18 protein-coding genes are annotated in these 20,804 nt (G+C 71.3%); 10 read left to right on the top strand and 8 right to left on the bottom strand.

Going from position 1 to position 20,804, the window contains the following annotated elements; translation table 11 throughout:
- Positions 1-139: 139 nt before the first annotated feature.
- Positions 140-1,504: a helix-turn-helix transcriptional regulator gene (locus tag CTJ15_RS14850; protein WP_099781654.1), complete on the top strand. Its 1,365-nt coding sequence runs from the start codon at positions 140-142 to the stop codon at positions 1,502-1,504.
- A gap of 13 nt (positions 1,505-1,517) precedes the next feature.
- On the opposite strand, the gene mutL is transcribed toward CTJ15_RS14850, so the two are convergent.
- The 8 genes from mutL to CTJ15_RS14810 form a co-directional block, all read right to left on the bottom strand.
- Positions 1,518-3,449, bottom strand: a complete 1,932-nt coding sequence (gene mutL / locus CTJ15_RS14845; RefSeq protein WP_099781653.1) for a DNA mismatch repair endonuclease MutL — start codon at positions 3,447-3,449, stop codon at positions 1,518-1,520.
- A gap of 103 nt (positions 3,450-3,552) precedes the next feature.
- Positions 3,553-3,798 carry a DUF2171 domain-containing protein gene (locus tag CTJ15_RS14840; RefSeq protein ID WP_075822656.1) on the bottom strand — a complete coding sequence of 82 codons (246 nt, stop codon included), beginning with the start codon at positions 3,796-3,798 and terminating at the stop codon, positions 3,553-3,555.
- Positions 3,799-3,931: 133 nt separating this feature from the next.
- The gene (locus CTJ15_RS14835) at positions 3,932-4,714 is read right to left on the bottom strand and encodes a succinate dehydrogenase iron-sulfur subunit (RefSeq protein WP_019460854.1); all 783 of its coding nucleotides are present in this window, start codon (positions 4,712-4,714) and stop codon (positions 3,932-3,934) included.
- A 17-nt stretch (positions 4,715-4,731) separates the two neighbouring features.
- Positions 4,732-6,546 carry a succinate dehydrogenase flavoprotein subunit gene (sdhA, locus tag CTJ15_RS14830; protein ID WP_075822655.1) on the bottom strand — a complete coding sequence of 605 codons (1,815 nt, stop codon included), beginning with the start codon at positions 6,544-6,546 and terminating at the stop codon, positions 4,732-4,734.
- A 202-nt stretch (positions 6,547-6,748) separates the two neighbouring features.
- Positions 6,749-7,144 (bottom strand): succinate dehydrogenase, hydrophobic membrane anchor protein, encoded by a 396-nt coding sequence (gene sdhD / locus CTJ15_RS14825; RefSeq protein ID WP_019460856.1) that lies wholly within the window; start codon positions 7,142-7,144, stop codon positions 6,749-6,751.
- A 19-nt stretch (positions 7,145-7,163) separates the two neighbouring features.
- The gene (sdhC, locus tag CTJ15_RS14820) at positions 7,164-7,613 is read right to left on the bottom strand and encodes a succinate dehydrogenase, cytochrome b556 subunit (protein ID WP_027297208.1); all 450 of its coding nucleotides are present in this window, start codon (positions 7,611-7,613) and stop codon (positions 7,164-7,166) included.
- A 212-nt stretch (positions 7,614-7,825) separates the two neighbouring features.
- Positions 7,826-8,074: a hypothetical protein gene (locus tag CTJ15_RS14815; protein ID WP_075822654.1), complete on the bottom strand. Its 249-nt coding sequence runs from the start codon at positions 8,072-8,074 to the stop codon at positions 7,826-7,828.
- Between the two features lie 241 nt (positions 8,075-8,315).
- Complete coding sequence (locus CTJ15_RS14810; RefSeq protein ID WP_075822653.1) at positions 8,316-9,347, bottom strand: aspartate-semialdehyde dehydrogenase; 1,032 nt, start codon at positions 9,345-9,347, stop codon at positions 8,316-8,318.
- A gap of 152 nt (positions 9,348-9,499) precedes the next feature.
- On the opposite strand from CTJ15_RS14810, the gene CTJ15_RS14805 reads away from it, so the two are divergent.
- The 9 genes from CTJ15_RS14805 (at position 9,500) to sucC (ending at position 20,801) form a co-directional block, all read left to right on the top strand.
- Positions 9,500-10,894 (top strand): pitrilysin family protein, encoded by a 1,395-nt coding sequence (locus CTJ15_RS14805; protein WP_226945945.1) that lies wholly within the window; start codon positions 9,500-9,502, stop codon positions 10,892-10,894.
- On the top strand, positions 10,891-12,210 hold the full coding sequence (locus CTJ15_RS14800; RefSeq protein ID WP_019460861.1) for a pitrilysin family protein: 1,320 nt from the start codon (positions 10,891-10,893) through the stop codon (positions 12,208-12,210). Before CTJ15_RS14805 ends, CTJ15_RS14800 begins: the two co-directional genes overlap by 4 nt.
- Before the next feature lie 143 nt (positions 12,211-12,353).
- The gene (pgi, locus tag CTJ15_RS14795) at positions 12,354-13,994 is read left to right on the top strand and encodes a glucose-6-phosphate isomerase (protein ID WP_019460862.1); all 1,641 of its coding nucleotides are present in this window, start codon (positions 12,354-12,356) and stop codon (positions 13,992-13,994) included.
- 47 nt (positions 13,995-14,041) lie between these two features.
- Positions 14,042-15,049, top strand: a complete 1,008-nt coding sequence (locus tag CTJ15_RS14790) for a Gfo/Idh/MocA family protein (protein ID WP_058389927.1) — start codon at positions 14,042-14,044, stop codon at positions 15,047-15,049.
- A gap of 108 nt (positions 15,050-15,157) precedes the next feature.
- Positions 15,158-16,324 (top strand): amidohydrolase/deacetylase family metallohydrolase, encoded by a 1,167-nt coding sequence (locus tag CTJ15_RS14785; RefSeq protein ID WP_019460864.1) that lies wholly within the window; start codon positions 15,158-15,160, stop codon positions 16,322-16,324.
- Between the two features lie 194 nt (positions 16,325-16,518).
- Positions 16,519-17,712 (top strand): cell division protein ZapE, encoded by a 1,194-nt coding sequence (gene zapE / locus CTJ15_RS14780; protein WP_058389926.1) that lies wholly within the window; start codon positions 16,519-16,521, stop codon positions 17,710-17,712.
- Positions 17,713-17,730: 18 nt separating this feature from the next.
- On the top strand, positions 17,731-18,279 hold the full coding sequence (locus tag CTJ15_RS14775) for a hypothetical protein (protein ID WP_126281893.1): 549 nt from the start codon (positions 17,731-17,733) through the stop codon (positions 18,277-18,279).
- A gap of 317 nt (positions 18,280-18,596) precedes the next feature.
- Positions 18,597-19,550 (top strand): malate dehydrogenase, encoded by a 954-nt coding sequence (gene mdh / locus CTJ15_RS14770; protein ID WP_027280627.1) that lies wholly within the window; start codon positions 18,597-18,599, stop codon positions 19,548-19,550.
- A gap of 57 nt (positions 19,551-19,607) precedes the next feature.
- The gene (gene sucC / locus CTJ15_RS14765; protein WP_019460868.1) at positions 19,608-20,801 is read left to right on the top strand and encodes an ADP-forming succinate--CoA ligase subunit beta; all 1,194 of its coding nucleotides are present in this window, start codon (positions 19,608-19,610) and stop codon (positions 20,799-20,801) included.
- Positions 20,802-20,804 lie beyond the last annotated feature (3 nt).

Genomic DNA, 20,804 nt, shown 5'->3' with positions numbered 1-20,804 from the left:
AACGCCATCCCGGGGAAAAAGCGGCGGCCGATGAGCGGTGTGACCTGCCGCACAGCCCGGCGGGCCCGTGCCCGGCAGGATGTCCTCAGACGAATCAGCCATATGCCGGGCGGAGCCAGCCTGGCCGGGAGGATAGACCATGCTGGAAGGCCAAGCGTCATCCGTTCGGACGACTCCGGAGGCCGGTGCCCAGGTCAGCCGGTCCCCCCTGCTGCCGTTGGCGGCGCCGGCCGAGGATCCGGTCTCCACCGTGATCGGACTGATCTACGAGGCCGGCATGGCGCCGGAGCGCTGGCCCGAGGCGCTGGGCCGGCTGGCGGACCTGTTCGGCAGCGCCGCGGCGGCGCTGCATGTCGGCGAGACGGGGGTGCCGGCCCGGATCACCATGGCCTATGGCCTTTCCGAGGAGGCGGTGCGCGGCTATGGCGGCTGCTACAACGCGCTCGACCCGGTGACGCCGGCCGTGCTGGCCGGCGCGGCCTGGAAGGCGCCGGCGACCCTGCGGCAGATCGCGCCGGCGCTGGAGCGCACGCGCTTCTTCACCGACTGGATGCGGCCGCACGGGATGGAGGACGGGCTGTGCCTCGCCCTCTGCCCGCCGGACCTGCCGCAGCAGGCCACGCTGCGCCTGCTGCGGCCGCGCCGCGCCACGCGCTTCGGCCCGCCGGAAACGGCGCTGCTGATGCGGCTGGCCCCGCATCTGCGCCGCGCCGCGGAGATGCACCACCGGCTGGCCTCCCCCCATGCGCGGCCGGACGGGCCGCTGGTGGAGATCCTGAACCGGCTCGCCTGCGGGCTGATGCTGGCGGATGCGCGCGGCGCCCTGATCTGGGCGAACCGTTCCGCCAGCCGGATGCTGGAGGAGGCCGACGGCATCGGCACCGAGCGCCAGGGCAACCTGCGCGCGGGGTCGCCGGGCATGACGCGCCTGCTGCGGGACCTGGTGAACCGCGCGGCGCTGGGCCAGCACGCGGCGCTGCCGCTGCCAAGGGCCTCGGGAAAGGTGTCCCTGGCCCTCCAGGCCATGCCGCTCACGGTGCGGGAGGTGGAGCGCCACCGCCAGGTCCTGCCGGCCTCGCCGAGAGCCAGCGTGCTGCTGCTGCTGACCGATCCGGCACAGGGTGCCATGCCCACGCCGGAGCTCTGCCAGCAGCTGCGCGAGATCTACGGGCTGACCACGGCCGAGGCGGGGGTGGCGGCCTGGGCGGCGCAGGGGATCGGCCTGCCGGAGGTGGGACAGATCCTGGGCATCACCGTCAACACGGTGCGGACCCATGTGCGCCGCGTCTTCCACAAGACCGGGGTGCGCAGCCAGGCGGAGCTGGCGCGGCAGGTGGAGCGGCTGGGCCCGCTGCTGGCGGAGCCTGCCGAGGCGCGGCCGGTGCGCGCCGCCGTGCCGGAGCGGGGCGCGGAAAGGCTCGCGGCCGGGGCTAGGGCCGGTGCCGGGCTGCCGCGCGCCCGGGCGGCCTGGGCTGCCGCGGGGGATCTGCGGAACGGCGCCTGAGGGGCGGAACGGCTCACCGCCGGCCGAACATCTTCTCCAGCATCGGCTTGTCCATGCGCAGGAAGGTCGGGCGGCCATGGGAGCAGGTGGCGGCGCGGGGCGTCGCCTCCATGGCCCGCAGGAGGGCCGACATCTCGGCGGTATTCAGGCGGCGCCCGGCCCGTACGCTGCCGTGACAGGCCAGGCGCACGATGGCGGCGTCGATGCGGGCCTCCAGCGCCTCGGCGCCCTTCCATTCCGCCAGCCCGTCGGCCAGATCCTCCAGCAGCGGGCCGGGTTCCGGCGCCCCCAGCAGCGCAGGCAGGGCGCGCACCATGACCGCGCCGGGGCCGAAGCCCTCGATCTCCAGCCCCAGGCGCAGCAGCGCCGGCGCGTGGTCCAGCAGCCGGGCGGCGCGAGCGGGCGGCATGTCCACCACGGCGGGCAGGAGCAGCGGCTGCATCCGCACGCCGCCGGCCACGAACTGGGCGTGCAGCCGTTCCTGGGTCAGCCGCTCATGCGCCGCGTGCTGGTCCACCAGCACCAGCGCGCCATCCGGGGCCTCGGCCAGGACGTAGGTGTCCAGCAGCTGGGCCAGCGGGCGGCCCAGGGGACCGTCGGCCAGGGGGGCTTCCTCCTCGCCGATGGCTCCCGCCGGGCCGGGGGCGGGCGGTGCGGCGCGTTCCGGCGCGGCTTCCGCCACGGTCCAGGCGCCCCCGGAACTCCCCATGCCGGCGCCGGCATCGGCGGGCCAGGACGTGGCGGGCAGGCGGCGCGGCGCCAGCGGCAGGCCCGGCTGGAGCGGCGGCGGCGCAGGGAAGGCGGCGCGGCTTTCCGAGAAGCCGCTCCAGCCTGGCCCCTCCGCGGGCGGCGGGGAAGGGGCTTCCGGCCGGGGCGGGTTCCAGCCACGCACCGTTTCCGCGAGCCCGCCGCGCAGCCCGGCCGCCAGGCTGTTGCCGCCGGACGTGTTGCCCGCCCCGTTGCCGGCCCCGATCCCCAGGGCGCGGCGCAGCGCGACGATCACGGCGCCCCGCACCGCGTTCGGGTCGCGGAAGCGCAGCTCCGCCTTCATCGGATGCACGTTCACATCCACCGTCGCCGGGTCGATCTCCAGAAAGAGCGTGGCCATGGGATGCCGGCCGGATACCATCACGTCACGATAGGCCGCGCGCAGTGCCGCCTTCAGCACCGGGTCGCGCACCGGCCGGCGGTTGACCACCAGGTGCTGCTCCGCCGCCGTGGCGCGGGACAGGCTGGCGGGGCCGGTCAGCCCGTCCACCCGCAGGTCGTCCCAGGCGCCGCCGACCCGCAGCGCGGCGGCGGCGAATTCCTCGCCCATGATGGCCGCCACGCGGCCGAGGCGGTCGTCCGGCGCCACGTCCAGCACCACGCGGCCCTCGGCCTCGACCCGGAAGCCGGTTCCAGGCCAGGCCATGGCGAGGCGCCGCACAGCCTCGGCCGCATGCTCCGCCTCGGTGCGGGGCTGGCGCAGGAACTTGCGGCGGGCCGGAGTGGCGAAGAACAGGTCGCGGACCTCGACCCTTGTGCCGGGGGCGCCGGAGGCCGGGGTGACCTCGCCCTTGCGCCCGGCCTCCACCGCGATCGCATGGGCCGGGCCTTCCGCCGGACGGGAGGTGATGGAAAGCCGCGCCACGGCGCCGATCGAGGGCAGCGCCTCACCCCGGAAGCCCAGCGTGGCGATGCGGAAGAGCGTGTCCTCCTCGGGCAGCTTGGAGGTGGCGTGGCGCTCGACGCAGAGGGCCAGGTCCTCCGGCCCCATGCCGCAGCCATCATCCTCCACCAGCAGCCGGTCGATGCCGCCGCCCTCGATGGTCACGGCGATGCGGGTGGCGCCGGCATCCAGAGCGTTCTCGACCAGTTCCTTCACCGCCGCGGCCGGGCGCTCGACCACCTCGCCCGCGGCGATTCGGTCGGCGGTGACGGCGGGAAGAAGGCGGATGCTCATGCTTGGCTAGATGGGGCAGGGGGGCCGGGTCTGGCCAGACCCCCGCACCGCATTCCGGCCATCCCCGGCGGAGGGTGGGGCGGCCCCGGCGCGTGGGCCGGTCTCAGGCTTCGGTGTGACTTTCCCGATCCGGACGCTGCTCCAGCCTCTGCACCTCGGAGCGGCTCAGTTGCAGCACCACGGCCTCGCCACGGACCTCGGAAACCTCGGAGAGCGGGATGGGGCGGACAGGTCCCGCGCCCTGCCGCAGCAGGAGCCGTCCGGCATCCAGGTGATCGACGGAGCCGAGGGCCTCGCCCTGGCAATCGACCACCGCCATGCCTTCCTGGATCATCGTGGTATCGACCATGGATCGTCCTCCTCCGGCAAGGAAGGGACAACGCAGCGTGCCCCCGCCGGGCTGCATGATCCGGGGTTCAAGGCGGCCGGAACGGAAAAGGGGGCCCGTAGGCCCCCTTCCATCCGTGTGCGGCGCGAGGCGTTCAGCCGTCGCGCTCGACCATCATCTTCTTGATCTCGCCGATCGCCTGGGCCGGGTTCAGGCCCTTCGGGCAAGTGCGGGCGCAGTTCATGATGGTGTGGCAGCGATACAGGCGGAACGGGTCCTGCAACTGGTCCAGGCGGTCGCCGGTATGCTCGTCGCGGCTGTCCGCGATCCAGCGATAGGCCTGCAGCAGCACGGCCGGGCCGAGATAGCGGTCGCCGTTCCACCAGTAGGAGGGGCAGGCGGTGGAGCAGCAGAAGCACAGGATGCACTCCCACAGCCCGTCCAGCTTGGCGCGCTCGTCCTTGGACTGCAGGCGCTCGGCATCGGGTGGCGGCGGGGTGTCGGCCTTCAGCCAGGGCTCCACCGAGCGGTACTGCGCGTAGAGCTGGTTCAGGTCGGGCACCAGATCCTTCACCACCGGCATGTGCGGCAGCGGGTTGATCTTCACGTCGCCCTTCACGTCCTCGATCGGCTTGAGGCAGGCGAGGGTGTTCAGCCCGTCGATGTTCATCGCGCAGGACCCGCAGATGCCCTCGCGGCAGGAGCGCCGGAAGGTCAGCGTGGTGTCCACCTCGTTCTTGATCTTGATCAGCGCGTCCAGGACCATCGGCCCGCACTGCTCCAGATCGATCTCATAGGTGTCGTAGCGCGGGTTCTCGCCCGTGTCCGGGTCCCAGCGATAGATCTTGAAGGAACGGACGTCCTTGGCGCCCGGCTCGGCCTTGTGGGTCTGGCCGACCTTGACCTGGCTGTTCTTGGGAAGCTGGAAATTGGCCATGATGCTCTGTCCGTCCCTCAGTACACGCGCGGCTTGGGCGGGAAGACCTGGACCTCGTTCGTGAGGGTGCGCATCTTCACGTCGCGGTAGTCGAGCTTGACGATGCCGTTGCTGTCGCAGGTGGCGATGGTGTGCTTCAGCCAGTTCACGTCGTCACGCTCGGGATAGTCCTCATGCGCATGGGCACCGCGGCTCTCGTGCCGCGCCTCGGCGCTCACCATGGTGCACATGGCGTTGCCCATCAGGTTGTGCAGCTCCAGCGCCTCCATCAGGTCGCTGTTCCAGACCAGGGAGCGGTCGTGGATGCGGATGTCGGACAGGCCGTCATAGACCGTCTGCATCTTGTCCACGCCTTCCTTCAGGCTCTCGGAGGTGCGGAACACCGCCGCATGGCCCTGCATGGTGCGCTGCATGCGCTCGCGCAGCGCGGCGACGCTGGTGCCGCCCTTGGCGTTGCGCACGCCGTCCAGGCGGGACAGCGAGGCCTCGCCCGCATCCGGCGGCAGCGGCGCCTGGGTCGCGCCCGGCTTGACCGTCTCGGCGGCGCGGTGCGCGGCGGCGCGGCCGAAGACCACGAGGTCGAGCAGCGAGTTGGTGCCGAGGCGGTTGGCACCGTGCACAGAGACGCAGGCGGCCTCGCCCACCGCCATCAGGCCGGGGACCACGCGGTCCTGGTCCTCGGCGGTGGGGTTCAGCACCTCGCAATGGATGTTCGTGGGGATGCCGCCCATGTTGTAGTGCACGGTGGGCAGCATCGGGATCGGCTCCTTGGTCACGTCCACGCCGGCGAAGATCTTCGCAGTCTCGGAGATGCCCGGCAGGCGCTCGTGCAGCAGGTCGGCGCCCAGGTGCTCCAGGTGCAGGTGGATGTGGTCCTTCTTCGGGCCGACGCCGCGGCCCTCGCGGATCTCCATCGACATGGCGCGGGACACTACGTCGCGGGAGGCGAGATCCTTCGCCGTGGGCGCGTAGCGCTCCATGAAGCGCTCTCCCTCGGAATTGGTGAGGTAGCCGCCCTCGCCGCGCGCGCCCTCGGTCACGAGGCAGCCGGAGCCGTAGATGCCGGTCGGGTGGAACTGCACGAATTCCGGATCCTGCAGCGGCAGGCCGGCGCGCAGCACCATGCCGCCGCCGTCGCCGGTGCAGGTATGGGCGGAGGTGCAGGAGAACCAGGCGCGACCATAGCCGCCGGTGGCGAGCACCACGGTCTGGGCGCGGAAGCGGTGGATGGAGCCGTCCTCCAGGCACCAGGCCATGACGCCGCGGCAGACGCCTTCCTCCATGATGAGGTCGAGGGCGAAGTACTCGACGAAGAATTCGCAGTTGTGCTTCAGCGACTGCTGGTAGAGCGTGTGCAGGATGGCATGGCCGGTGCGGTCCGCCGCGGCGCAGGCGCGCATCGCGGGCGTCTTGCCGTAGTTCTGCATGTGGCCGCCGAAGGGCCGCTGGTAGATCTTGCCGTCCTCGGTGCGGGAGAACGGCACGCCGTAATGCTCCAGCTCGATGATCGAGGGCACGGCCTCGCGGCACATGTACTCGATGGCGTCCTGGTCGCCGAGCCAGTCCGACCCCTTCACGGTGTCGTACATGTGCCAGCGCCAGTCGTCCTCGCCCATGTTGCCCAGCGCGGCGCCGATGCCGCCCTGCGCCGCCACGGTGTGGGAGCGGGTGGGGAAGACCTTGGTGATACAGGCCGTCTTCAGGCCGGAGGCGCCCATGCCGAAGGTGGCGCGCAGCCCGGCGCCGCCGGCCCCCACCACCACGACGTCATAGGTATGGTCCACCACCCGGTAGGCCGCGCCGCCGATTCCCGGCTTGCTGATCGCGTTCATCTCAACCGCCTCGTCCGAAGCTCGTCCGCGCGGTCAGTGAGCTGGGCAGAAGGAGTGTTCCGCCCGTCCCGGCGCCGCCCGGCACCAAATTCCTGGGAAAGCCGGCCCCGGGGCCGGCCCTTGCAGTCTAAATTGGCCCTGCGCCGCGATTTCGCCAGCCAAAAAGGCCGGGGATGCCGCCGGGCGCAGGGCATCGGCCCGTTCAGACCGCGATCCGCAGCACCGCCAGCGCGGCGAAGAGGGCCAGGATCAGGCAGACCGCCTTCTGCAGCAGGTCCACCAGCTTGCGCCGGCTCTCGGGGCGGACATAGTCCTCGATCACCACCTGCAGCCCGGCCGCGGTGTGGTGGAAGCCGATGCCGATGTAGAGCAGCAGCAGCACGGCGTGGAAGGGATGCCCGATCCAGGCCAGCACCCGCTCGTAGGGCGCGCCGGCGAGGCCGGCGACGCCGAAGGTGAACCAGATGGTCAGCGGCAGCAGGGCCATGGAGGTGACCCGCTGCAGCCACCAGTGATGCGTGCCGCCCTTGGCGGAGCCCAGGCCGCGCACCCGGCCGAGCGGGGTCTGCAGGCGAAGTGCTTCGTGATGTTGGCTCATGCTCGTCGCGTCCCTTCGCTCAGCGGATCCAGGCCACCAGGGCGACGATCCAGGTGACCGCCGTCAGTGCCGCGGTGGCGATCAGCACCAGGCGGCCGGTGCGGTAGGTGGTGGGGATGTCGTAGCCGTGGCCGGAATCCCAGACGAGGTGGCGGATGCCATTCAGCGTGTGGTACCAGGCCACGGCGGTCAGCCCCATCAGCACGATCACGCCGACAAAGGAGCCGGCGAACCACTGCACCCAGGCGAAGGCCCGGGGGCCGGAGGCGGCGGCGGCCAGCCACCAGACCATGAAGAGCAGCCCCGCCACCCAGGCGCAGCCGGTGATGCGGTGGCTGATGGACATGGCGCTGGTGATCTGCAGCATGTCGTAGACCTGCAGATGGGGGGAAACCGGGCGGCGGACGGGCTTGCCATCGGAACGCCGGCCGTTGAACATCGCCTCGCGTGCGTCTTGTCCGCTCGCCATGCCGCTCCTCGTCCTCATGTCACCGAGTCCGGGCGGCCTGAACTGCCGGCGCGGCCGGGCCTCGTGTTGCAGTGATCCGTAACCGGGGCCTTTTAGGTTACGGCTTCGCACAACGTCAACGCGGCCCGGAATAACCTTCCTGAAGCGGGACAAAAAAGAAAGGGGAGGCCAAGCCTCCCCGCAAGTAAAATGCGAATGCTTCGCAATACAAATCACCAGCTGCGATAGTAGCCTCGCGGGGGGCCGTAGCCGCCGTAATAGGGCCGCTGCGGCGTGGTGACGGCGCCGCCCACCGCGCCGATCGCGCCGCCCAGCAGGGCGCCGGTGGCCGCATTGCCGCCGGTCAGCCCCGCCACGGCCGCGCCGCCGCCGGCGCCGAGAAGGCCGCCGCCCAGGGCGCGCTGGCCAGGGTTGTAGGGGTCGCTGCAGGCCGCGAGCCCCAGCAGAACCGCGGCGGCCATGCCGGTTCGCAGAACGCGACGCATCTGGTCATCCTCCTTCGCAGACTTCCGTACTGCCGGGGAGGCTGGTGTCCGCTCGCGGCGCCTTTGCGGCACCTGCCGGGCCTCAAAGAGAAGAATTGCGGCGGTTCCGCCCTTTTGGGCGGCCCTTCTTCCACCTCCTCTTCCCGCCCGGAGCGCATGCCTGGATTGTGCTGCGGTGCGGGATGGGCGGGTGCCCATCCCCTCCGACTCGGCCGGTTCAGGCGGCGCCGTGGCCGAGCAGGCCCTGGCGGTGCATCTCCTCGGCGATCTGCACGGCGTTCAGCGCCGCGCCCTTGCGCAGGTTGTCGGAGACGCACCAGAAGGCCAGGCCGTTCTCCACCGTCGGGTCCGGGCGGAGACGGGAGACATAGACCGCGTCCTCCCCGGCGCATTCGATCTGGGTGACGTAGCCGCCATCCTCCCGCTGGTCGTGGACGATGAGGCCCGGGGCCTCGCGCAGCGCCTCCCGCGCCTGCTCCACCGTGACCGGGCGCTCGAACTCCACATGCACCGCCTCCCCATGGCCGATGAAGACGGGCACGCGCACGGCGGTGGCGAAGACCTTGATGTCCGGGTCGAGGATCTTGCGGGTCTCGACCGCCATCTTCCACTCCTCCTTGGTGGCGCCGTCGTCCATGAACCGGTCGATATGCGGGATGCAGTTGAAGGCGATGGGCTTGGTGAACTGCTCCGGTGCCGCGGCATCGTTCACGAAGACGCCGCGGGTCTGGGCGAAGAGCTCATCCATCGCCTCCTTCCCCGCGCCGGAAACGGACTGGTAGGTCGAGACCACCACGCGGGTGATCCGCGCCAGGTCGTGCAGCGGCTTCAGCGCCACCACCATCTGGATGGTGGAGCAGTTGGGATTGGCGATGATGCGGCGCTTGCGGAAGCCCTTCAGCGCCTGCGGGTTCACCTCCGGCACCACCAGCGGCACGTCCGGCTCCATGCGGAACTGGCTGGTGTTGTCGATCACCACGCAGCCGGCCTCGGCGGCGCGGGGGGCGTGGATGGCGGAAACCGAGGCGCCCGGGCTGAACAGGGCGAGGTCGGTGCCGTGGAAGTCGTACTTGTCCAGGCTCTGGACCTTGAGGACCTTGTCCTCCCCGAAGGAGACCTCGGCCCCGGCGGAGCGGCCGGAGGCGAGCGCCACCACCTCGCCCACCGGGAACTGGCGCTCGGCCAGGGTCTTGAGCATCTCGCGGCCCACCGCCCCGGTGGCGCCGACGACGGCGACCTTGTAGCTCATCTCTGTTCCAGTCCCTCTGTGTTTCGCGCGATCGGCGGGAAAGGCGGCACTTAGGGCGCCGCTCCGGGCCGCCGCAACCCCGGGGAGTTGATCCCTCTCCGGGTGGCCACCGGGGCATGGTGGAAAAATCAATGACCTTCCGCCATCTTGGGATGGACATGTCCCTGACCCGACGTGCCGCGCTCGCCGCGGCGGCCAGCCTGCCCCTCGCCCCGCCCGCCCTGCGGGCCCAGCCCCCGGAAGGCGCCCCCGCCGGGGAGAAGCGCCTGTTCGATGCCGGGCTCTGGCGCCTGCCCAACGGGCTGCGCGTGGCCCATATCGAGAACCGCCGGGCGCCGGTGGTGGCGCATTACCTCTATTATGGCGTCGGCGCGGGGGACGACCCGGCCGGGCGTTCCGGCACCGCCCACTTCCTCGAGCACATGATGTTCAAGGGCAGCCCGAAGGTCGCCTCGGGCGAGTTCAACCAGCGCGTGGCGCGGGAGGGCGGGCAGGACAATGCCTATACGTCCCGCGACGTGACCGCCTATCACCAGACGGTCGAGGCCTCCCGCCTCCAGCTCATGGCGATGATGGAGGCCGACCGGATGCGCGAGGTGACGCTGCCGGAGGCGGAGGTCGAGCCGGAGCGCAACGTGATCCTGGAGGAGCGGCGGCAGCGCACCGACGCCAATCCGCGCGCCCGGTTCCAGGAGGCCTATGGCGCCGCGATGTGGGGGCCGCAGCACTGGCACGGGCGGCCGATCATCGGCTGGCAGGAGGATATCCGGGCGATCACGCGGCAGGACCTGCTGGATTTCCACAGCCACTGGTATGCGCCGGGAAACGGCGTGCTGGTGGTCTGCGGCGCGGTCGGTGAGGATGAGCTGCGCCGGGTGGTGGAGGCCGAGTATGGCGGTATCCCTGCCCGCGAGCTGGCGACCCAGGCGCCCGGCCGTGGCCGCGCCGCGCCGCCCGAGGCACCGCTGGAGGCACGGCTGGTGCGCAACGACGCCCAGGTGCGGGAGGCGCAGTACCTGCGTTCCTGGATCGCGCCGACCCTGACCTGGGGCGAGACCGGCCTGGCCGAGCCGCTGGAGGTGCTGGCGCATCTCTTCGGCGGCGGCGCGGGGTCGCGGCTGCACCGGGCACTGGTGGAGACGGGGATCGCCGTCTCGGCCGGGTGCTACTACGACTCCGACGATCTCGGCGCCGGCACGCTGATGCTCTATGCCACGCCCCGGCGCGACGTCGCCCCGGCGAAGCTGGAGGCGGCGATGGAGGCCGAGGTGGCCAGGCTGCTGGACCAGGGCGTGACCGAGATGGAGGTCGCCCGCTCCAGGCGGCAGGTGACGGCGGGCGCGCTGCTGGCGCTGGACGGGCTGGGCGCCGCGCCGCGCATGTTCGGCCATGTGCTGTCCGTCGGGCTGGGGCCGGAGGTGGTGGAGTTCTGGCCCACCCGCATCCGCGCCGTGACCGAGGCCCAGGTGGCCGCCGCCGCCCGTTCCGTCTTCACCCATCCCTCCATCACGGGCTGGCTGCTGCCCGAGGGCGTGAGCGCATCGTGACCTCCTCTTCCCTGACCCCGCCGCCCTCGCACCCGCAGGCCGGCTTCTCCCTGCCGATCCGCGAGGTCACGGCGCCGGGCGGGCTTTCCGCCTGGCTGGCCGAGGATCATTCCGTGCCGGTGGTCTCGCTGGCCTGGAGCTGGTCGGGCGGCGCCTCGCTCGATCCCGAGGGGCAGGAGGGCGCCGCCGCCCTGGCCGCCGCCCTGCTGACCGAGGGGGCGGGCGACCTGCCCGCCGCGCAGTTCCAGGATGCGCTGCGCGATGCGGCGATCGGGCTGTCCTTTCACGGCGACCGCGACGGCTTCGAGGGTGGCTTCCGCGCGCTGGGCGACGCGCTGCCGGAAGCGGTGCGGCTGGCGCGGCTGGCCATGCTCTCGCCGCGCTTCGATGCCGAGGCGGTGGAGCGGGTGCGGGCCCGGGCCATCGCTGGCGCCCGGCAGCAGCTCGAGGGGCCGCGCGGGCAGGCGAACCGCGCCTTCTGGGCGCAGGCCTTTCCCGGCAGCCCCTATGGCCGGCCGCCCGGCGGCACGGCGGAAAGCCTCGCCGCCCTGCCCGTGGAGGCGATCCGTGCCGCGGCCGCGCGGCACCTGCGCCGGGACGGGCTGGTGATCGCCGCCGCCGGGGCGATCGCTCCTGAAGCCTTCTCCGCCCTGCTGGCCGAGGTCTTCGGCGGGTTGCCGGAAGGTGGGGCGCCCGAGGCGCCGCCGCTGCCGGACTTCGTCCTGCCGGCCCTGGCCGGGCCGGCGCCAGGAGGGGGGGCGGTGGTGGTGCCGGTGGATGCGCCGCAATGCGCCGTGCTGTTCGGCCAGCCTGGACTGCCGGTGCGCGACCCGGACTGGGAGGCGGCGCAGGTGGCGCTGCGCGTGCTGGGCGGGGGCGGCTTCTCCTCCCGGCTGATGCAGGAGGTGCGGGTCAAGCGTGGCCTGTCCTATGGCATCGGGGCCGGGCTGGACGTGATCGCGGGGCAGGGCCTCGTGACCGGCTCCGTGGCCACGGAGAATGCCCGCGTCACCGAGACGCTGAACGTGCTGCGCGCCGAATGGGCGCATATGGCGGCGGAGGGGCCGACGCAGGCGGAGCTGGAGGAGGCCGTGTCCTACCTCACCGGCAGCCTGCCGCTGCAGTTCACCGACAGCCGCCGCACCGCCTCCATCCTGATGGGCCAGCGCCGCAACGGCCGCCCGGCGGACTGGCTGGCGAAGCGGCCGGAACGGCTGGCGGCGATGACCCGCGATGGCGTGGCCAGGGTGGCGGCGCGCGTGCTGCAGCCCGGCCGCCTGGGCGCCGTGGTGGCGGGGAAGCCGGAAGGGATCTGATCCGCGCGGGGCGGGGCCGGGCGGGGCTGTGGCCGCCGCCAGGCACAGGCATGCAACGCCCGCGCCCGCTCCCGCGCTGGGTCAGGCGAGATTGCCCGTGCGGAGCGGGCCTGACGGACCGGAAGTGAGGGAAAGGGAATCGCATGCCGCAGGATGCCGACGCCACCGCGAAGTGGACGGAGATCGCATCCCTGGCGCGGGCGCCGGGGGCTTCGGCGATCCGGCCGCTCTTCGCCGCCGATCCGGGCCGGGCGGAGCGGTTCACCTTCCATGCCGATGGGGTGACGCTGGACCTGTCGAAGACCTCGCTGAGCCCGGAGGTGCTGCGGGCGCTGCTCGGCCTGGCGGGCATGCGCGACGTGGCGGGGCGGCGCCGGGCCATGGCGTCGGGGGAGCGGATCAACGCGACCGAGGACCGTGCCGTGCTGCACATGGCGCTGCGGGCACCGCGCGGCACCTTCCGGGCGCTGGAGCGGGACGGGGCGGAGGATGCCTCGGCCAGCGTGAACGACACGCTGGAGGCGATGCGGGCCTTCACCCTGCGGACCCATGCGGACCAGCCCTATACGGATGTGCTGAACATCGGCATCGGCGGCTCCGACCTCGGACCGCAGATGGTGGTGCGGGCGCTGCACCGGCATGACAGCCCGATGCGGGCGCACTGGCTCTCCAACGCCGACGGCCATGCCTGGGAGGCGCTGCGCCACCAGCTCGACCCGGCGCGGACGCTGGTGCTGGTGGCCTCCAAGACCTTCACCACCGCCGAGACCATGTCCAACGCGCATCTGGTGCGGGACTGGCTGCGCGCCGCGCTGGGGGAGGCGGGCGATCGGCATCTCGTGGCGCTGTCCACCAACCGGAAGGCCACGGCGGCATTCGGCGTGCCGGAGGACCAGGTCTTCGGCTTCCGCGACTGGGTGGGCGGGCGGTTCAGCCTGTGGTCGGCGGTGGGGCTGTCGATCGCGCTGTCCTGCGGCTGGCGGGCCTTCGAGCGGCTCCTGGCCGGGGCGCGGGCGATGGACGAGCATTTCCTCGCCGCGCCGGATGCGGAGAACCTGCCGCTGCTGATGGCGCTGGCCGAGGTCTGGCATGTGGACGGGCTGGGTTACGGCACCCGCGCGGTGCTGCCCTATGACGAGCGGCTGGCGCGCTTCCCGGCGCATCTGCAGCAGCTGGAGATGGAGTCCCTCGGCAAGCGCGTGACGATGGAGGGGCTGCCGGTGGCGCACAACACCGGGGCGGTGGTCTTCGGCGAGCCGGGGACCAACGCGCAGCATTCCTTCATGCAGCTGCTGCACCAGGGCACCACGCCGGTGCCGGCGGATATCGTGCTGGTGGCGCGGCCGGACCACCATTTCCCGGCCAGCCACCGGCTGCTGCTGGCCAACGGGCTGGCCCAGGCCGAGGCGCTGCTGCGCGGCCGCGACGCCGAGGAGGTGCGGGCGGAGATGCTGAAATCCGGCAGGTCCGCGGCGGAGGTCGAGGCGCTGCTGCCACACCGGCTCTTCCCCGGCGACCGGCCGAGCACGACCATCCTGATCCCGGAGCTGACGCCCTTCACCCTGGGACAGCTCGTTGCGCTGTACGAGCACAAGGTCTTCTGCCTCGGGGCGCTGTGGGACGTGAACGCCTTCGACCAGTGGGGCGTGGAACTGGGCAAGCAACTGGCCAGTGCGATCCTGCCGGAGCTTTCGGGGCCGGTGGGGCCGGGACATGACGGTTCCACCGCCGCGCTGATCGGCGCGCTGAAGCGGCTCTGGCCGGAAGGAACGGGCCAGGGATAGGCTTTTCCCCGGGGTGCCCGGCCGTGGCACCGGGAGGGGAGGGCATCATGGAACGGATCGGCGTCGCGATGGTGGGGCTGGGCCCCGCCGCCCAACCGCATGCGCGCAGCCTGCTGGACCTGTCGGACCGGGCCGAGGTCGTCTGGGCCGCCAGCCGGACGGAGGAGCGGGCGGCGGCTTTCGCGCGGGACTTCCCTTTTCCGGTCACGACGGATATCGGGGCCGCCATCGCCGATCCGCGCGTGCGGGTGGTGCTGGTGCTCACCCCGCCGGCGGCGCATCTGGAGGTGGCGCGGCGCTGCCTCGATGCCGGCAGGCATGTGCTGGTGGAGAAGCCGCTGGAGCTGGATGCGGCCAGGGGCGCGACCCTGGTCGAGGCCGCGCGGCGGGCCGGGCTCTGCCTCGGCGTGATGCTGCAGCACCGTTTCCGTCCGGCCAGCCTGCGGCTGCGCGCCGTGCTGGAGAGTGGGGCTCTGGGTGCTGTGCAGGCGGCCTCGATGGCCGTGCCCTGGTGGCGGCCGCAGAGCTATTACGACGAACCGGGGCGCGGCACCCTGGCGCGCGATGGCGGCGGCGTGCTGCTGACCCAGGCGATCCACACGCTGGACCTGTTCCGCTCCCTGGTCGGGATCGGCGCGGTCACGGCAGCGGAGGCGCGCACCACGGCGCTGCACCGGATGGAGGCGGAGGACTATGTCGCCGCGCTGCTGCGGCTGGGCAATGGCGCGCCGGGGGTGCTGACGGCCACCACCGCCTTTCCGCCGGGGCAGCCGGAGCGGATCGAGGTGATCGGCGTCGCGGGCTCGGCCAGCCTGGTCGGCGGGGCGCTGGACCTCGCCTGGGCGGATGGGCGGCGGGAGCGGGTGGAGGCCGAGGGCAGCACCGGCAGCGGGGCGAACATCATGGACTTCCCGCATGATGCCCACCGGGCGCTGATCGCCGACTTCCTGGAGGCCTGCCGCATGGGGCGCCCACCCGCCGTTTCCGGGGAGGAGGCGCTGGAATCGCAGCGCTGGGTGGAGCGGATCCTGGCCCGGGCGGCGGAGAGCGGGTGACGGAATCGCCCCGGGACGCATTTGCAGCCCTGGCGAAGGGTTCTACGGTCCGCAGCCGCCTGCGGGCCGCCCTTTGCCGCGGCCGCTGTTCCTGGGAGTCCTCTGTCCATGTCCTATGACCTCATCCTCACCGGCGGGCGGGTGATCGACCCGTCGCAGAAGATTGACGGTGTCATGGATGTCGGCTTCTCCGGCGGCAAGGTCGCGAAGCTGGGCAAGGGGCTGGAGGCCGGGCCGGAAACGGATGTGCGCGACGTATCGGGGTATATCGTCTCGCCCGGGCTGATCGACCTGCACACCCATGTCTATGACGGCGGCACCTCGCTCGGCATCAATGCGGAGCATTTCGCGCGAATCTCCGGCGTCACCACCGCCGTGGACACGGGCAGCGCCGGGCCGGGAAACTGGCCGGGCTTCCGCCACCATGTGATCGAGCGCAGCCAGGTGCGCATCCTGGCCTATCTCCATGTCTCCCATGCCGGCATCTACGGCTTCTCCAAGCGCGTGATGGTGGGCGAGAGCGGTGACCTACGCATGATGAACCCGATCGAGGCGGTGCAGGTGGCCGATGCCAACCGCGACCTGATCGTGGGCATCAAGGTGCGGGTCGGTCTGCATGCCTCGGGCAATTCCGGCACGGTGCCGCTCGACATCGCGTTGCAGGTGGCCGACGAGACCGGCCTGCCGCTCATGGCGCATATCGACCATCCGCCGCCGAGCTACGAGGAGGTGGTGGAGCGGCTGCGGCCCGGCGACATCCTGACGCATTGCTTCCGGCCCTTCCCCAATGCGCCGATCACCGCCCAGGGCCGGGTGAAGCCGGTGGTGCTGGCGGCGCGTGAGCGGGGGGTGATCTTCGACATCGGGCATGGCCAGGGCAGCTTCGCCTTCAGGACGGCGCGTGCCATGCTGGCCAACGGCTTCCCGCCGGACACCATCTCCTCCGACGTGCATGCGCTCTGCATCGACGGCCCGGCCTTCGACCAGGTGACCACCCTGTCGAAGTTCCTTTGCCTCGGCATGCCGCTGGACGAGGTGATCGCCCGTTCCACCGTTGAGCCGGCCAGGGCGCTGAAGCGGCCCGAGCTCGGTTCGCTGAAGCCGGGCAGCGCGGGCGACGCCACCATCCTCTCGGTGAAGGAGGGGAGTTTCGACTACGTGGACGTGACCGGCGAGGTGCTGAACGGCGACCGCCGAATCCTGTCCGAGGGCGTGGTGATCGGCGGGCGCTGGTGGCACCCCCAGGAGGCCGGCGCCTTCAGGCGCGCCGCCTGATCCGGACAACGGGACCCGCCACCGGCGTTCCACGGGGAACAGGATGCGCCTCTGGCGGGCAGGTCAAAGGCAGGGCAACGAAATTTGCGCTGAAACACGGGGTTGAGGCGTTTTCTTCAACTGTCGTGAAAGTTACGGCCGTCCGTCATCACGCGGTTGCGATAAACGGTTCGGCGGTCTAGGACACTGTTCCGATGGACGGATCGTTGTCGGGCAGTCTCGCTGACGCCCCGGCTCCCCAGGGGGAAGGGCCGCTTCCCGCTTACCGGAACAGGGTGGCGGCGGGCAATCTGCGCCCCGATCCGGCGCAGGAAAAGGCGGCGGAGCGGCTTCAGGACCTGTGGCAGCGCATCCGGGGCTACGATCCGAAGCCCCTGGCCGGGCCGCCGGCCGAGGGTGGCGGGCTGTTGGGCCGGCTGTTCCGGCGCAGGCCCGCGGCCGAGACGCTGCCGGAGGCGCCGAAGGGCCTGTACCTCGTGGGCGAGGTCGGGCGGGGCAAGTCCATGCTGATGGACCTGTTCTTCGACACGGCCCAGGTGGCACGCAAGCAGCGCATCCATTTCCACCAGTTCATGCAGGACAGCCACCGGCGCATCCATCTGTGGAAGCGGGAGAATCCGGGCGGCGACGACCCGATTCCGCCGCTCGCCGACAGCATCGCCGCCAAGGCCGCGCTGCTCTGCTTCGACGAGTTCCAGGTGCATGACATTACCGACGCCATGATCCTGGGGCGGCTGTTCGGGGCGCTTTTCGCGCGTGGGGTGGTGGTGGTCGCGACATCCAACACGGCGCCGGAGGATCTGTTCAAGGGCAAGCCGGGCCGGGATGCCTTTCTGCCCTTCATCGCCCTGATCCAGGCGCGGACCGAACTCCTGTTCCTGGATTCGCGGCAGGACTACCGGCGCGACCGGGGGCGGTCCCTGACCACCACCTGGCACAGCCCGGATGATGGGCGGGCGGAACGCGCACTGGACGCGGCCTTCCGGGAGCTGACCGGGCGGGACCATGGGGAACCCGCGCGGATCGAGATGCCGGGCCGCAGCTTCACCGTCCCGCAGGCGCATGGGGGCGTCGCGCGGGCCGGTTTCGACGAGCTCTGCGGGGCCTTCCTGGGGCCGGGGGACTACCTGGCGCTGGCGAAGCGCTTCCATGCCCTGGTCCTGGACGGGGTGCCGCGGCTCGGACCGGAGAATTACGACAAGGCGCGTCGCTTCATCACGCTGATCGACGCCCTGTACGAGCACCGCTGCAAGCTGGTGGCCAGTGCCGCCGCGCAGCCGGACACTCTCTATGAGCGGGGGGAGAACGCGCAGATGTTCCAGCGCACCGCCTCCCGCCTCATGGAGATGCAGAGCCGGGAATACCTGGCGCTGCCGCATCTCAACTGACGCATGAAGGGGGAAGACATGCGCCGTAGATCCGTTTGGGGGAAGTTTCTGTTCGTGCTGGCGGGCTGTGGCCTGGCGGCGGTGCTCGGCGCGGGGAATGCCGATGCCGCCCGCAAGGGCAGCGACAGCCATCGTGGCACGCAGGTGACGCGGAGCGTCAAGGCGAAGCCGGCGACCGGCCGGCGGGTGGCCAGCGCCGCGCCGTCGTTGCGCCGCGTGTCCGCCGGCACCGCCACCGGGCGCGGCAAGGCGACCGCCAGCCGCTCCGCGCGCGGCTCGGCCAAGGCCGGGGGCGGCGGGCGCCAGGTGGTGGCGGGCAGGCAGATGAGCCGTTCCGAGATGAAGGCCGTGGCCTCCGGCACCTGCCTGCGGCGGGATGCGCGGGGCAACTGCACGGGCGCGCGGCTGGCCAGCTTCGCCTCCTCCGCCCGGGCGGCGACGCCGCGCCGCAGCGTCTGGCACGCCGGCCTGCCGGCGCCGGATGCCGAGCAGATGGCCTGCCCCGAGGGCACGCTGGCCACGCTGGCCCGGGGCCATACCGACACGATCCGCTGCATGCCGCTCTGACCGGCAAAGGGCCGGAAAGGGGGAGGGGGTTCCTCCTTTCCGGCCCGGATGGACGGAACCAAGCGGTTTTTCGCCTTGATTGCAGTAGGTTACGGCCCGTTCCCGGCATTCCGGGAGCGGGCCGTTCCGATTCCGGCAAGCGGTTCCATGGGCGGTTGAGGGGCGGGGGACGGGCGGAGGTTGCCTCCGTGCCCGGACAATCCTCTGTTGCATTTGCGAAGAGGCTGGCGGCGACGCCTTGTCGGGCCGTGCCCACGGGTCTAATCGGTCCGGCGGCCTTTCCACATACGGACGGTCCTTTTTCATAAGGAAACCCCATGGCCCGCAAGAAGATCGCGCTGATCGGCGCCGGCAACATCGGTGGCACCCTCGCCCACCTTATCGGTCTCAAGGAACTCGGTGACGTCGTCATGTTCGACGTCTTCGGTGGCGTGGCGGCCGGCAAGGCCCTGGACATCATGCAGTCCAGCCCGGTGGACGGCTTCGACAGCGCCATGTCGGGCGGGTCCGACTATGCGGCCATCGCGGGCGCGGACGTCGTCATCGTCACCGCCGGCTTCCCCCGCCAGCCGGGCATGAGCCGCGACGACCTGCTCACCAAGAACGCCGGCGTGATGGGCCAGGTGGCCGAGGGCATCAAGCAGTATGCTCCGGACGCCTTCGTGATCTGCATCACCAACCCGCTGGACGTGATGGTCTGGGCGCTGCAGCAGAAGTCCGGCCTGCCGGCGCACAAGGTGGTGGGCATGGCGGGCGTGCTCGACAGCTCCCGCTTCCGCCTCTTCCTGGCCGAGGAGTTCAAGGTCTCCGTCGAGGACGTGACCGCCTTCGTGCTGGGCGGCCATGGCGACACGATGGTGCCGCTGACCCGCTACTCCACCGTGGCGGGCATCCCGGTGCCCGACCTGGTGAAGATGGGCTGGACCACCCAGGAGAAGATCGACGCGATCGTGGCCCGCACCGCCAATGGCGGCGGCGAGATCGTGAAGCTGCTGGAGAAGGGCTCCGCCTTCTACGCCCCGGCGGCTTCCGCCGTGGCCATGGCCGAGGCCTACCTGAAGGACAAGAAGCGCGTCCTGCCCTGCGCCGTCATGCTGAACGGCGAGTACGGGCTGAAGGACTTCTACGTGGGCGTGCCGGTGGTGATCGGCGAGGGCGGCGTGGAGCGGATCGTCGAGGTCCAGTTCACCCCGGAGGAAAAGGCGGCCTTCGACAAGTCCTGCGACGCGGTGAAGAAGCTGGTCGAGGACTTCAAGAAGCTCGGCGTCTGAGAAACCTGGGCCGGGGCGATCCCGGCCCTTTCCGCATCCAGAGAGCGGGGATTCCGTATGAACATCCATGAATACCAGGGCAAGGAGCTGCTGCGCCGCTACGGCGTCGCGGTGCTCGACGGCTACGTCGCCAGGACCCCGGAGGAGGCCGAGGCCGCGGCGAAGAAGCTGCCGGGCCCCGTGGTGGTGGTGAAGTCGCAGATCCATGCCGGCGGGCGCGGCGCGGGCCGCTTCAAGGACGACCCGAACGGCAAGGGCGGCGTGCGCGTCGTCAAGCCGGAGGCCGCCAAGGAAGCCGCCGCCGCCATGATCGGCCATACGCTGGTCACCAAGCAGACCGGCGCCGAGGGCAAGGTCGTCAACCAGGTCTATGTGGAGGCCGGCTGCGACATCAAGCGCGAGCTGTACCTCTCCATCCTGCTGGACCGCGAGACCTCGCGCATCACCGTGATGGCCTCGACCGAGGGCGGCATGGAGATCGAGGAGGTCGCCGAGCACCAGCCGGAGAAGATCCTCAAGGTCGCCGTCGATCCGGCCACCGGCATCCAGGGCTGGCACGCGCGCAAGCTCGCCTTCGGCCTCGGGCTGGAGGGCAAGCAGGTCGGCGTCTTCACGAAGTTCGTGACGGCCATGTACCAGGCCTACACCGACCTCGACATGGCGATCGTCGAGATCAACCCGCTGGTGGTGACCGGCGCGGGCGAGGTCGTGGCGCTCGACGCCAAGGTCTCCTTCGACGACAACGCGCTGTTCCGGCACAAGGACCTGGAGGCCCTCCGCGACGAGACGGAGATGGACCCCAAGGAGCTGGACGCCGCCAAGAACGACCTGAACTACGTCGCGCTGGATGGCGAGATCGGCTGCATGGTGAACGGCGCCGGCCTGGCGATGGCCACCATGGACATCATCAAGCTCTATGGCTCCTCGCCCGCGAACTTCCTCGACGTCGGCGGCACCGCGACGGCCGACCGCGTGACCGAGGCGTTCCGGATCATCACCTCGGACAGCAACGTCAAGGGCATCCTGGTCAACATCTTCGGCGGCATCGCCAAGTGCGACATGATCGCCTCGGGCATCGTGCAGGCCGCCAAGAACCTGACCCTGAAGGTGCCGCTGGTGGTGCGCCTGGAGGGCACGAACGTGGACCTCGGCAAGAAGATCCTGGCCGAATCGGGGCTTGCCATCATCCCCGCGGACAACCTCGCCGACGCCGCCCAGAAGGTGGTGGACGCCGTGAAGAAGGCGGCCTGAACC

The organism is Roseomonas sp. FDAARGOS_362, assembly GCF_002754815.1.
Lineage (GTDB): Bacteria > Pseudomonadota > Alphaproteobacteria > Acetobacterales > Acetobacteraceae > Roseomonas > Roseomonas mucosa.
The sequence above is the reverse complement of the archived record's forward strand: the minus strand, read 5'-3'. Positions and strand labels throughout refer to the sequence as shown.